The sequence below is a fragment of the Rhizobium sp. CC-YZS058 genome (assembly GCF_034720595.1).
Taxonomy (GTDB): Bacteria; Pseudomonadota; Alphaproteobacteria; order Rhizobiales; family Rhizobiaceae; genus Ferranicluibacter.
This window is the reverse complement of the sequence record NZ_JAYESJ010000001.1, coordinates 2,298,937-2,311,817: the sequence shown is the minus strand read 5'-3', so window position 1 is coordinate 2,311,817 and position 12,881 is coordinate 2,298,937. Positions and strand designations below refer to the sequence as shown.

Annotated in this window: 14 protein-coding genes; 7 read left to right on the top strand and 7 right to left on the bottom strand. The window is 65.2% G+C overall.

From position 1 onward, the window contains the following. Positions 1-176: 176 nt before the first annotated feature. Positions 177-2,348 carry a GumC family protein gene (locus tag U8330_RS11100; protein ID WP_323105341.1) on the top strand — a complete coding sequence of 724 codons (2,172 nt, stop codon included), beginning with the start codon at positions 177-179 and terminating at the stop codon, positions 2,346-2,348. A gap of 18 nt (positions 2,349-2,366) precedes the next feature. On the opposite strand, the gene U8330_RS11095 is transcribed toward U8330_RS11100, so the two are convergent. Both U8330_RS11095 and U8330_RS11090 read right to left on the bottom strand, forming a co-directional pair. Further along, a complete protein-coding gene (locus U8330_RS11095; protein WP_323105340.1) occupies positions 2,367-3,662 on the bottom strand; it encodes a GNAT family N-acetyltransferase in 1,296 nt (431 codons plus the stop codon). A gap of 215 nt (positions 3,663-3,877) precedes the next feature. Then, positions 3,878-4,090 carry a DUF2842 domain-containing protein gene (locus U8330_RS11090; protein WP_323107256.1) on the bottom strand — a complete coding sequence of 71 codons (213 nt, stop codon included), beginning with the start codon at positions 4,088-4,090 and terminating at the stop codon, positions 3,878-3,880. A gap of 165 nt (positions 4,091-4,255) precedes the next feature. Between U8330_RS11090 and U8330_RS11085 the strand changes: the two genes are divergently transcribed. Further along, complete coding sequence (locus U8330_RS11085) at positions 4,256-5,353, top strand: COX15/CtaA family protein (protein WP_323107255.1); 1,098 nt, start codon at positions 4,256-4,258, stop codon at positions 5,351-5,353. Between the two features lie 18 nt (positions 5,354-5,371). On the opposite strand, the gene argC is transcribed toward U8330_RS11085, so the two are convergent. Both argC and speB read right to left on the bottom strand, forming a co-directional pair. Continuing rightward, a complete protein-coding gene (gene argC / locus U8330_RS11080; protein ID WP_323105339.1) occupies positions 5,372-6,304 on the bottom strand; it encodes an N-acetyl-gamma-glutamyl-phosphate reductase in 933 nt (310 codons plus the stop codon). Between the two features lie 80 nt (positions 6,305-6,384). Then, positions 6,385-7,338, bottom strand: coding sequence for an agmatinase (gene speB, locus U8330_RS11075; protein WP_323105338.1), 954 nt, complete (start codon positions 7,336-7,338; stop codon positions 6,385-6,387). 183 nt (positions 7,339-7,521) lie between these two features. On the opposite strand from speB, the gene U8330_RS11070 reads away from it, so the two are divergent. Both U8330_RS11070 and U8330_RS11065 read left to right on the top strand, forming a co-directional pair. Beyond that, entirely contained in the window at positions 7,522-7,803 is a 282-nt protein-coding gene (locus U8330_RS11070; protein WP_323105337.1) for a DUF1778 domain-containing protein, read from the top strand. Beyond that, on the top strand, positions 7,791-8,297 hold the full coding sequence (locus tag U8330_RS11065) for a GNAT family N-acetyltransferase (protein WP_323105336.1): 507 nt from the start codon (positions 7,791-7,793) through the stop codon (positions 8,295-8,297). The genes U8330_RS11070 and U8330_RS11065 overlap by 13 nt, the downstream gene beginning before the upstream one ends. A 60-nt stretch (positions 8,298-8,357) precedes the next feature. Here U8330_RS11065 and rpsI read toward each other — a convergent pair whose 3' ends face one another. From rpsI to U8330_RS11050, 3 genes are all read right to left on the bottom strand, one after another. After that, complete coding sequence (gene rpsI, locus U8330_RS11060; protein ID WP_323105335.1) at positions 8,358-8,828, bottom strand: 30S ribosomal protein S9; 471 nt, start codon at positions 8,826-8,828, stop codon at positions 8,358-8,360. A gap of 2 nt (positions 8,829-8,830) precedes the next feature. Beyond that, positions 8,831-9,295, bottom strand: a complete 465-nt coding sequence (rplM, locus tag U8330_RS11055) for a 50S ribosomal protein L13 (RefSeq protein ID WP_323105334.1) — start codon at positions 9,293-9,295, stop codon at positions 8,831-8,833. A gap of 251 nt (positions 9,296-9,546) precedes the next feature. Further along, positions 9,547-10,383, bottom strand: coding sequence for an EamA family transporter (locus U8330_RS11050; protein ID WP_323105333.1), 837 nt, complete (start codon positions 10,381-10,383; stop codon positions 9,547-9,549). A gap of 294 nt (positions 10,384-10,677) precedes the next feature. Here U8330_RS11050 and U8330_RS11045 point away from each other — a divergent pair, with 294 nt between their 5' ends. From U8330_RS11045 to U8330_RS11035, 3 genes are all read left to right on the top strand, one after another. Further along, entirely contained in the window at positions 10,678-11,106 is a 429-nt protein-coding gene (locus tag U8330_RS11045) for a CoA-binding protein (RefSeq protein WP_323105332.1), read from the top strand. 134 nt (positions 11,107-11,240) lie between these two features. Further along, positions 11,241-12,521: an O-acetylhomoserine aminocarboxypropyltransferase gene (locus tag U8330_RS11040; protein WP_323105331.1), complete on the top strand. Its 1,281-nt coding sequence runs from the start codon at positions 11,241-11,243 to the stop codon at positions 12,519-12,521. Positions 12,522-12,523: 2 nt separating this feature from the next. Continuing rightward, the gene (locus tag U8330_RS11035) at positions 12,524-12,865 is read left to right on the top strand and encodes a cupin domain-containing protein (protein ID WP_323105330.1); all 342 of its coding nucleotides are present in this window, start codon (positions 12,524-12,526) and stop codon (positions 12,863-12,865) included. The last annotated feature ends 16 nt before the right edge of the window (positions 12,866-12,881 follow it).

The window sequence follows — 12,881 nt, the reverse complement described above, 5'->3', positions numbered from 1 at the left end:
GTTCGACTGCCGTTATCCATCCGTTAGGGTTAACGGCTGGTAAAAATCCGGGCCCCAGCGTGCGGAATCGGTGCGGCGTGTCGAACACAGGCGCAGCGGGCAGGGGGTGGCGTTAACCCTTGCGTTACCATGGTTGTTTACCTTGGCGAAAACGATCGGAAGTTCGGAGTATCGCGATGTCGGGTCTCAGCGGCAGCCAACAGGACGTGGATATCGACCTCGGGGCTCTGTTCCGCGCCATCTGGCGTCGTCGCACGCGCGTTCTCCTGGCCACCGTGGCGGTGGCGGGCCTTGCTTTTGCGGGTGCGAACCTGATGGCGCCGCGCTACGAAAGCGAGGCGCGGCTGCTGATCGAATCCCGCGAGCCGGAGTTTTCCGCCGCCGCTCCCGCCCCGCAGCCCCAGAGCGCGACCGCCTTCGACGAATCCGGCATTGCAAGCGAGGTGCAGGTGCTGCGCTCCATCGACCTGATCAAGCAGGTCGCCCGCAGTATGAAGCTCTACGAACTGAAGGAGTTCGACCCCACCGCCGATCCCTCGGCCATCTCCGACCTTCTGGTCATGCTGGGGGTGAAGCAGAACCCGCTCGATCTGCCGCCGGAGGAGCGCGTCCTCAAGATCTTCCAGGAAAAGCTGCAGGTCTACCAGGTCGAGAAATCCCGCGTCATCGCCATCCAGTTCTCCTCCGAGGACCGGCAGTTGGCGGCGGCCATTCCGAACGAGATGGCGAAGATCTATCTGTCGCTGCAGAGCGGGGCGAAGCTCGACAGCAATTCGGAGGCGACCCGCTGGCTGGAGCCCGAGATCGCCAACCTGCGGGAAAAGGTGCGGATGGCGGAAGAGAAGGTCGCGACCTATCGCTCCCAGTCCGATCTACTGGGCGCCGGCGACCAGAGCAATTTCGCCACGCGGCAGATGACCGATCTGTCGACCGAACTGGCCCGCGTGCGCGGCGAGCGCGCCAATGCCGAGGCACGGGCGGAAAACGTTCGTTCCGCGCTCACGAGCGGCCGCGGCGCCGAGACGCTCAACGATGTCGTCGGCTCGCAGATGATCCAGCGGCTGAAGGAATCGGAATCGCAGATCCAGAGCCAGATCGCCGATCTCTCCGTCACCCTGCTCGACGGCCATCCGCGGCTGAAAGGTCTCAAGTCCCAGCTCGTCGGCATTCGCGGCCAGATCCGCGCCGAGACCGAGAAGATCCTGGCGAGCCTGCAGAACGAGGCGAAGGTCGGCGAGTTGCGCGAGCAGCAACTGACCCGCCAGCTCAACACGCTGAAGGCCAATTCCGCACGTGCCGGGGAGGACGAGGTGGGGCTTCGGGCGCTCGAACGCGAGGCGGCGGCGCAGCGTCAGCTTCTGGAAACCTATCTGGCTCGCTATCGCGAGGCGACCTCGCGCACCGGCGCGAGCGCCGCGCCGGCCGATGCCCGCATCATTTCCAAGGCCGTCGAGCCCACCGAGGCTGCTTTTCCGAAGGTGTTGCCGATCACCCTCGTTGCGGCACTTGCCACATTCCTCATCTCCTCGGTCATTATCCTGCTTTCCGAACTGTTTTCAGGGCGTGCCCTGCGCCCGGTCGGCGCTGCGGCGCCGGCTGCAGTGGTGGCGACGCCCGTCGACCGGCAGCGCAGACGGGATCATGGCGAAGCCATCGCGCCCGCCGCATCTGCTGCCGTGCATGCACCGGCGCCCATTGCCGCACCGGCCCCGATCGCGCCCGCCCGCCCGCAAGAGGTCGAAGTGGAGGAGGGGTTTGCGGTCGAAGACGTGGCGGAAACCCTGCTTGCCGCGCGCGTCTCGGTCGCGGTCTGCGTGGAGCCCTCCAGCGAGGCCGGGTCGGACAACACCGTCCTCCTTGCCCGCCTGCTGGCGGAAGGCGGGCACCGGGTGGTGCTGATCGACCTGACCGGTGCCGGACGTCCGACGCGGCTCATGGCCACGAGCGGCGATCTGCCGGGAATCACCGATCTCCTGGCCGGCGATGTCGCCTTCTCCGACACGATCCATGGCGACCGGCACTCCGAAGCCCATCTCCTTCCGCAGGGCACGGCGGATGCCGCGCATGCCATGCGCGCGGTCGATCGGTTGCCGATCGTCGTCGAGGCGCTGTCGAATGCCTATGACCTTGTGCTGATCGATTGCGGCAATGCATCGAGCGCGGCCGTGACGCGGATCGCGCGCGACGGCGAGACGGACATCATCCTCTCCGCACCCGAGGTCGAGCCGGACAGCCTGGTGGCGGCGATCGAATCCTTCGCCGAGGCCGGCTATCGCAACATTCACGTCATGACCGGCTCCACCGGCGGTGATACGCGGGGAACGCGCCGCAAACCGCGCGCGGCCTGACGCAACTCGCGGCGCGCCTCAGGCCTCGTCCGCCTCTTCGACCGGCGGGACATAGCGTCCGGCCTGGCGGCGTTGTCGCAGCCGCTGGATGAAGGCGTAGCTGTGCCGGTTGCTCTTGATCAGCGCCTTGGCGTGCACAAGCGCGCGATGGAGTGCTGCGGCGGCGCGTCCGCGCAGCGTCAGCGGCAGAACGATGTCGCGCAGCGTCGTTTCCACCGTACACCAGGATCGCTTGTAGGGCTGGTCGCCGATGCCGAAATCGAAGAGGCGAATGCCGTCGGCGCAGCCATCCTCGATCATGCGGTAGAAGAGCAGTTCGCCGGGGCTCGCCTCGCTCGCCAAATCGTTGTCGATCGAGCCGAACTGGCAGATGACATGGTCGCCCTTGCGGGACATGCCGGCAATGGCCGCGATTCGCCCCTCGCTTCCGCCCTTCAGGCGGATGGCATGAAGCTCCAGAAGCTTGTGGGTCGGCGCCTTCGGCGCGGAAACCAGGCTGCGCAGGAAGGTCTGGGTCTTGCTGTCGGCAAAGACATTGGGCAGGCCCATGGCCTTGAAGCGGGTGGCTTTCTGCTCGAAGAAGCGCTCAAGGAGCGCTTGCCGCTCTCCTGGCGTTTCCGCCACCACATGCTCGTATCCGCCGAGTGCCTCCAGCCGTTTTTCGGACACGCGCTGCTTCTTGCGCCGGCGGCGTGCGTTCACCTGCGAAAGCGTCTCGGTGAAGGAGGCAGTCATCGGCAGCTGGTAGGAGCAGTTCTGGTTGCGCACCGACGGCAGCGAGGCGAGCGGGTGGCGGTGGCCGCGCCAGTCGAAGGGCATTTTCTCCAGCGTGACGATATCGGCAACCCGCGCCAGCTTTGCGCAGAGCTCGGCAAGCAGCATCTCCGCCAGCATTTCGGGCGTGAAGGGGCCGAGGTCGTCGGAGAAGAGGCCCGTGTTCAGATTGCTGTGCGGCGAGCCGATAAATCGGGCCGTGCGGAACAACCGTCCGCGCACGAGCTCGAGCGGCAGGATGAACACCGTCCGCGCCCCGATCCGCCCGCGCAAAAGCAGAAGCGGGTTGTGATGCGCCGCAGCCCAGGCGGCGCACCAGTCGAACCCCTGGTGGAGGGAGGCGCTGCTGGAGGCCTCGAGTGCTCGCCAATCCGCCTCCAGCGCCGCCATGCTGACATGGACGGAGACCGACAGGCGCTCGTCCTCCGTCCGCGTTTCAGACGCCGGGCGGGGCGGCAGAAGGAACTCCGCCGGATCCGCCGCCAGCGCTTTGTGAAAGCGGGGTGCGAAGGAAGCTGCGTCGAAGCGTGCCAAATCCATGTGCGTCATGCCACCGACCGTTGACGAAGGGTTTCTTGAGGCGACCCTAATGGGACAAATCCTCCATTTCCCTTACGCCCGTACCGGTTCCCGCATCGCTGTCGTCCGGAATTCGCAGCCGCGGTTATCGGATGCTTAAGACGGTTGTCCCGTTTCGAGCCAACCGCCGACGGGTGCTTGTGGTCTTGAGGGCATGGCGCATGTAGACCGGCACGTCATTCGCTATCGACCGGCCGCTCCATCCAGCGGATGATCAGCATGGCGGGGAGGATCCAGAGAAGGCCGCTCAGGAGGAAATAGAGGAGGTGGACCCACCAGGGCGAGGCGCCGAGCAGGGCGGAGGCGACGGTGGTGGCGATCAGCGCATAGAGCAGAACGAGGGCGATGATCAGAACCGTTCCGATCAGTTTGCGCAGGCGCAGCGGCATGGTGGCGTGTTCTCCCTTGGCGGCGCGGGTGCGCGTCCGTCGGCCATGCGCGACGGCATGCCGCAAAGCCCGGCCTTGTTTTGCACCCATGGGTGGGGCAAATCAACACGCGAGACGGAAGACAGCCACAGGCGAGGCCGCGCGATGACCGCGATCAACCAGACGATGGACTACCAAGCGCAGGCCGAGATCGACCGCGCAACCCGCAACCGCGCCATCCGCCACCGCGCCCAAGTGCGGGCCTGGCTCTGGGTGGTCGTCGTGGCGCTCTTCGCCCTCGTGCTGGTCGGCGGCGCAACCCGGCTGACCGAATCGGGCCTCTCCATTACCGAGTGGAAGCCTATCCACGGCATTGTCCCTCCCTTGAGCGATGCGGAATGGCAGGAGGAGTTCGCGCTCTACCAGCAGATCCCGCAATATTCCGAGCTCAACAGCGACATGACGCTGGAGGGCTTCAAGACGATCTTCTGGTGGGAATGGGCCCATCGCGTCATTGCGCGCTCGATCGGCATTCTCTTCGCCCTGCCGCTCGCCTTCTTCTGGCTGACCGGGCGGATCGAGCGGCGGCTGAAGCTGCCGCTGGTCGGCATCCTGGCGCTGGGCGGCCTGCAGGGCTTCATCGGCTGGTGGATGGTTTCCTCCGGTCTGACGGAACGCACCGAGGTCAGCCAGTACCGCCTTGCGACCCATCTGGTGATGGCGTGCCTGATCTTCTCTTCCTGCCTGTGGATCCTGCGTGGGCTGACCCCGCATCGGGGCGATGCGCCGCCGACGCGGCATTCCTATCTGGTGGCGGCCCTGATCGCCGGCCTTGCCTTTCTGCAGATCTATCTCGGCGCACTGGTGGCAGGTCTCGATGCCGGCTTGAGCTACAACACCTGGCCGCTGATGGATGGGGCGCTAATCCCCTCCGATCTCTTCATCCAGGTGCCGGCCTGGCTGAACCTCTTCGAAAACCCGAAGACCGTGCAGTTCGTGCACCGCTGCGGGGCCTATCTGCTGCTGGCGGTGGTGATCGGCCATATGATCGCCAGCCTGCGGCTCGCGCCGCGCTCCACCTATGCGCGGCAGGCGACGGTGCTGGCGGTGCTTGTCGTCGTGCAGGCGGCAATCGGCATCACCACGCTTCTGCTGCAGGTACCGATCCTGTGGGGCGTCGCGCATCAGGGCGGCGCGCTGATCGTGCTCGGCTTCGCGATTGCCCACTGGCGGGCGCTGGTGGGCGAGTATCCGCTTGAGACGGCAGTGGCGCTTCGCCGATAGCAGGCCGCGGCTCTCCGCTCAGGCGGAGAGCATCAGGTCCATGTTCTGGACCGCGGCGCCGGACGCGCCCTTGCCGAGATTGTCGAGCAGCGCCACGAGATTGACCTGCTCGCCGCCCGGCGTGCCGAAGACGAAGAGCTTCATCCGGTCCGTGCCGGCAAGCTCGGTCGCGTCGATCCGGGCGAGCTTGGCGCTGATGTCGAGCGGCACCACCTCGACGACCGACTGGCCGGCATAGTGGTCGACCAGGGCGGCGTGGATGGTCTCGAGGGTCGCGCCGGCAGCGAGATCGTCAAGATGCAATGGCACCTGTACGATCATGCCCTGCGGGAAACGACCGACGGAGGGCGCAAAGATCGGCGCGCGGCCGAGCAGTCCGTGCTGCGTCATTTCCGGCACGTGCTTGTGCTTGAGCGAGAGGCCATAGAGGAAATGCGGCGCGGTGATCGCCTCGGGATGGGCAGGGTCTTCCATCTGCGCGATCATCTGCTTGCCGCCGCCCGTATAGCCCGAAACGGCATTGACCGTGACCGGATATGTCTCGGGCAGGAGGCCCGCCTGGCGCAGCGGTCGGATGAGGCCGATGGCGCCGGTCGGGTAGCAGCCGGGATTGGCGACGAGCCGAGCGTCGCGGATGCGCGCCGTCTGCTCCTTGTCCATCTCGGCAAAGCCATAGGCCCAGTCCGGCGAAACGCGATGGGCGGTCGAGGTATCGATGATCCGCACCGTGTTGTTGCCGTCCAGCATGGCGACGGCCTGCTTGGCCGCATCATCGGGCAGGCAGAGGATGGCCACGTCGGCTGCGTTGAGCAGGTCTTCGCGCATCGCCGCATTTCGCCGTTCGGCCTCGGGGATCGAGAGAAGGTCGACATCGGCGCGATCGGCCATGCGCACGCGGATCTGCAGCCCGGTCGTGCCGTGTTCGCCATCGATGAAGATCTTCGGTTTCATGAGATATCCTGCCCGATCAAGATGTTGCGCGCCTGTGCGGACTCACTTTGGCAGAGGCTTGATTCAGTTTGATAACGGCCTCATGCCCCGGCGGCCAGACGCTCGGCGCGCAGGCCGAGCATATACATGGCGACAGTCGAGGCGGCAATGGCGGTCACATCCGCATGGTCGTAGGCCGGCGCAACCTCGACGACATCGGAGCCCCGAATGTCGAGGCCGGCCAGGCCGCGCAGCACCGACAGCAGCTTGGCGGAGGATGGGCCCCCCGCGACCGGTGTGCCGGTACCGGGCGCAAAGGCCGGGTCGAGCACGTCGATATCGACGGTCAGATAAGTCGCGGCATCGCAGACATGGTTGAGGATGGCCGAGGACAGCGTTCCGGCGCTCATCTCCTCCACCTCGTAGCCATAGAGAATGCGGATGCCGCAATCCTCCGGCGCATGGGTGCGGATGCCGATCTGGATCGAGCGAGCCACATCGACCAGCCCTTCCTCCACGGCGCGGCCGAGGAAGGAGCCGTGGTCGATCCGGCCCTTCTCGTCCGGCCAGGTATCTTGATGGGCATCGAAATGAACCAGTGCCAGCGGCCCGTGGCGAGCGGCGTGCGCTCTGAGCAGGGGAAGCGTGATGAAGTGATCGCCGCCGAGCGTCAGCAGATAGGCGCCGCTCGCCACGATCTTCGCCGCCGCCTTCTCGATCGAAGCCGGCGTCTTGCGGTGGTCGCCATAGTCGAGCAGGCAATCGCCATAATCGATCACCGCCATGCCCTCGAAGAGGTCGCGGCCGAAGGGATACTGCGGATCATTGTCGAAGATCGCCGAGGCGCGGCGGATCGCCTGCGGCCCGAAGCGCGCGCCCGGTCGATTGGAGGTCGCCGCATCGAAGGGCACGCCCATGACCGCCACATCCACCCCCTTCAGCCTCTTGGTGTAGCGCCGCCGCATGAAGGACAGGACGCCCGCATGGGTCGGGTCTGAGGCGGCGCTGCGCAAGGGGGCGGCGGAAATAGCGTGGTCGATGGTCTTGTTGGGCATGGATGAACTTCATGAAAGCAAAAGGGTCTTGCGAGTTTGTGATAGATTGACTCGAAATGCGAGCCAGCATCCACCGATTAGATCGCTGCTAAGACCTGGCGGGGCGTGCGGAAGCACGAAAAGAGCTGACGTTCGCATACACAACGTGTATCTTGTCCACGACAGGAAAAGGATTACACCACGATGGGCAGCAGACCGGAAGGACAGGAAACGCGAGCTGTTAATCTCCGTATGCGCGACGAGGTGAGGGCCTTGATCGATCGTGCTGCGAAAAGCCAAGGTCAGACGCGGTCCGATTTCATGATCTCCGCTGCGCGCCGCGCTGCGGAGGAAACGCTGGTTGCCCAGACTTTCGTCCAGGTGGATGCTGAGAGTTTCGACCACTATCGCGCGATCCTCGATGAGCCTGCAAGCGGTGATCAATTCGATCGTCTCATGCGGGCACCACAGCCATGGGCGAAATAAAGCTCTCGGCGCCAAAACTTCTATCGGACGATCACCGCTTGGACACATTCGACTGCGGAGAGGAGAGCCTGAACGAGTGGCTGCGGCGAAAGGCTCGGTCCAATCAACTGTCCGGCGCGTCGCGTACTTATGTGACGTGTCGAGGCGCAGATGTCGTCGGCTACTACTGTATTTCGTCAGGCGCCTTAGCGGCCGAGGCCGCGCCCGGCTCCCTTCGTCGCAACATGCCGGATCCGATACCCATGACAATCCTGGGTCGGTTTGCCATCGATCAGGACTGGCAGGGGCGCGGAGTGGGCGTGGCTCTGTTACAGGACGCAGTGACCCGCGCGGGGCAGGCCGCGGAGATTATCGGGGTGCGTGGGATCTTGGTTCATGCTCTAAGCGACAGGGCACGGCTCTTCTATGAGAAGCATGGCTTCCGAGCGGCCAGGGGGTCGCCAATGACGCTCGTCCTGTCGCTGAAGCGTCGCACGTTCCAGATACCCGAGTGACCAAGCAAAAAAAGCGGAGCCGAGGCCCCGCTTTTCGAGATGCAGAGTTCTGCAGGCAGCTTAGCGCTTGGAGAACTGGAAGGAACGACGGGCCTTGGCCTTGCCGTACTTCTTGCGTTCGACGACGCGGCTGTCGCGCGTCAGGAAGCCGCCCTTCTTGAGGACCGAGCGCAGGCCCGGCTCGAAGTAGGTCAGCGCCTTAGAGATGCCGTGGCGAACCGCACCGGCCTGGCCGGAGAGACCGCCGCCGGCAACCGTGGCGTCGATGTCGAACTGGCCGTCGCGCGCAGCGGCAACGATCGGCTGGCGCAGGATCATCTGCAGAACCGGACGGGCGAAGTAGCCGGTGAACGGCTTGCCGTTGATCGTGATCTTGCCGGAACCCGGCTTGACCCAGACGCGGGCAACGGCGTTCTTGCGCTTGCCGGTCGCATAGGAGCGGCCCTGGGCGTCAACCTTCTTGACGTGAACCGGAGCCGCGGGGGCTTCGGTCGCGACGCCGAGGTCTTTCAGAGAGGAGAGGTCGGCCACGATCAGGCGCTCCTTACGTTCTTGGCGTTCAGCTTGGCGACGTCAAGGACGGTCGGCTGCTGGGCTTCATGCGGGTGGTTGGAACCGGCGAACACGCGCAGGTTCTTCATCTGGCGACGGCCGAGCGGGCCGCGGGGAACCATGCGCTCGACGGCCTTCTCGATGACGCGCTCCGGGAAGCGGCCTTCGATGATCTGGCGCGCGGTGCGCTCCTTGATGCCGCCGGGATAGCCGGTGTGCCAGTAATATTTCTTGTCGGTGTACTTCTTGCCCGTCAGCACGGCCTTTTCGGCATTGATGACGATGACGTTGTCGCCGTCGTCAACATGGGGCGTGTAGGTGGGCTTGTGCTTGCCGCGAAGGTGGTTCGCGATGATCGTGGCGAGACGGCCGACAACGAGGCCTTCCGCATCGATCAGGATCCACTTCTTCTCCACCTCTGCAGGCTTCTGAACGAAGGTTGCCATGGTCTGTTCTTTCCGTTTTCAAGACCCGATGCGACAGGCGCCCGGGCGTTTCTTGTTGCTTGGCTTTGCCGCGTTGAGGACGGGCAAAAGGGACCGCTTGCCACGAAGGCTGCGATCTGCGGCGCTTATGACGGAACCCTTCGGCGGGGTCAAGTCGCGCGAGCCAGAGCGCCATGCTGGACATCATTAAAAAACAATGGCTTAATGATGTGGTATCATAAAACCACAAAAAATTCTCGTGCTTCTGCGCCTCAGCCGAGCTTGAGGAGGAGGGCGCCGAGCGCAATCAGGGCTGCAGCGGCGATGCGGATGTGGCTGACCCGTTCTTTCAGAATGACGACAGAGATGGCGATTGCAAAGAGGATCGAGGTTTCGCGCAGCGCCGCGACCGAGGCGACGGGCGCCCGCGTCATCGCCCAGAGCGCCAGGCCATAGGAGCCGATCGAGGCCATGCCGCCGAGCAGACCCCGCAGCCAGTGCGCGGCGATATAGGTCGTGACCGTCTTCAGCCCGCGCCGGGAGACGGCCCAGCCGATCAGCAGCACCGGCGGCAGAAGGGCCATCCACAGCGTATAGGAGATGGCGTTGCCGGAGAGCCGTGCACCGATCCCATCCACGAAGGTATAGCTCGCGATCACCACGGCATTGGCCAGGGACAGCGCCACCGCCCGCGCATTGCCGTGGCGGGCTTCGAAGGCGAGGGTGAAGACGCCGCCGGAAATGGCCGCCACGCCGGCAAGGGCCCCGGGGGTCAGCGCTTCGCCCACCAGAATGCGGCTCGCCGCCGCGACGATCAACGGTGCGCCGCCGCGCATCAGCGGATAGACGAGGCCGATATCGCCCGCCCGGTATGCGGCTGCGACCAGCTGGAAATAGATGAACTGCAGACAGGCCGAGCCAAGCAGGAAGGGGATGGCCTCGGCCTTCGGCAGCGGCAGAAAGGGCAGGCAGACGAGGCCCACCAGCCCGGAACCGAGCGCGATCATCGCCGCGTCCAGCGATTTCTCCGTCCCCGACTTCACGGACGCGTTCCAGCCGGCATGCAGGGCAGCGCCGAACAGGACCAGAAGAACGACGTCGAGCGACATGGGGGAGACTCAGAGGGAGACGGTTGCAGAGGGTGCGAACCCTGCTCTTCGCGCTCCTGAGGCCGGATTGCAAGCGTTTGCCCCGACATACGAATCGGTAACGGAGCGTAAGTGGAGGAGAGCCGAGCGCGGGACCGTGACGCGCAACGGGCAACAGCCTGCGCGCCGAACGCCTTCAAACGGCACTCCACGGGCGGTCCACGCGCGACTGCGCCGGTACTTCTCACTCGCCGGTTGCGAAAGCGCCGCAAAGCTGGAAAGGTTGTCGGCACACGAGAGCAGGGGAGCGGCCGCGTGGACCACAGTGACTATTCCGACAGCTATCTGACCGAGATCCTCAAGACGACGCGCACCATCGCGCTCGTCGGCGCCTCCGCCAATCCGACGCGGCCGAGCCAGCGGGTCATGGGCTTCCTGCTGCGCAAGGGCTATATCGTCCACCCCGTCAATCCGGGGCTTGCCGGCAAGACGCTGCTCGACAGGCCGGTCTTTGCGTCGCTGAGTGAGATCGACGAGCCGATCGACATGGTGGACGTCTTCCGTGCCGCCGACGCGCTCCCCGGCCTGGTGGACGAGGTGCTGGCCATGACGCCCTTGCCGAAGGTCATCTGGGGCCAGCTATCCGTGCGCGACGATGCCGCCGCCGCGCGTGCCGAAGCGAAGGGCATCAAGGTCGTCATGGATCGCTGCCCGGCAATCGAATATCCGAGGCTCATCGGCTAGGGCGCGCGCTGCGTTTGAAACGGCATACCCCGGTGGCCTGCCGGTCGAGGCAAAGTTTTCCTTCCGCGCTGACCCCCGCTCTGGAATAGTGCCCGCACGGCCGGATAAAACCGGCAGCTTGAGGAGGCACGATCATGACCAAGGCACCGGGATTCAACACGCTCGCCATCCATGCGGGCGCGGCCCCCGATCCGACGACCGGCGCGCGGGCGACGCCGATCTACCAGACGACCAGCTTCGTCTTCGACAATGCCGATCACGCCGCATCGCTCTTCGGCCTGCAGGCCTTCGGCAACATCTATACCCGCATCATGAACCCGACCCAGGCGGTGCTGGAGGAGAGGGTGGCAGCACTCGAAGGCGGCACGGCGGCGCTTGCCGTCGCCTCCGGCCATGCGGCCCAGTTGCTCGTCTTCCACACGATCATGAGCCCAGGCGACAATTTCGTGGCCGCCCGGCGGCTCTATGGCGGGTCGATCAATCAGTTCGGCCAGTCCTTCAAATCCTTCGACTGGCAGGTGCGCTGGGCCGACCCGGCCGCGCCGGAAAGCTTCGAAAAGAGCATCGACGCCCGCACCAAGGCGATCTTCATCGAAAGCCTCGCCAATCCGGGCGGCACCTTCGTCGATATTGCGGCGATCGCCGAGGTCGCGCATCGCCACGGCCTGCCGCTGATCATCGACAACACGATGGCCACCCCCTATCTGGTCCGCCCGCTGGAGCATGGCGCCGACATCGTCGTTCATTCGCTGACCAAATTCATGGGCGGCCACGGCAATTCCATGGGCGGCATTCTCGTCGATGGCGGCACCTTCGACTGGTCGGCCTCGGGCAGATATCCCGTGCTTTCCGAGCCGAGGCCGGAATATAACGGGCTCGTCCTGCACCAGACCTTCGGCAATATCGCCTTCGCCATTGCCGCCCGCGTCCTCGGCCTGCGCGATCTCGGGCCGGCGATCGCGCCGATCAACGCCTTCCTGCTGCTGACCGGCATCGAAACCCTGCCGCTGCGCATGCAGCGCCATTGCGACAATGCGCTCGCCGTCGCGCAATGGCTGAAGAGCCAGGACAAGGTCGCCTGGGTCAATTATGCCGGGCTGCCGGAGGATCCGAACCACCCGCTGCAGCAGCGCTACGCACCGAAAGGCGCCGGTGCGGTCTTCACCTTCGGGCTGAAGGGCGGATATGAGGCGGGCAAGCGCTTCGTCGAAGGGCTCGCCATGCTGTCCCATCTCGCCAATATCGGCGACACGCGTTCGCTGGTCATCCACCCGGCCTCCACCACCCACCGCCAGCTCGACCCCGAGCAGCAGGTCGCAGCCGGTGCCGGGCCGGATGTCGTGCGGCTGTCGATCGGCATCGAGGACGTCGCCGACATCATTGCCGATCTCGAACAGTCCCTGGCGAAGGTTTGAGTATGGACCGGGTTTTAGGCTTCGACCTCTCCTCCGTCACGCCGGAAGAGGGCACGCCCGCGGCAGACCGGATCGTCTCCGGCGCGCCGCGCTTCACAACCTGGAATCTGGAAGAGGCCGATGGCCTCTATGCCGGCGTCTGGGAGGCGACGCCCGGCGCCTGGCGGATCGTCTATGAGGAGTGGGAATATTTCCACATCCTTTCCGGTTATTCGCGCATCACCGGCGACGACGGCACCGTCCACGACCTCACCCCCGGCAGCCGCCTCATCCTCCGCCCCGGCTTCACCGGCATCTGGGAGGTGCTCGAAACGACGCGGAAGGATTACGTCATCCGGCTCTGAGAGGCGGGGTGTGCGC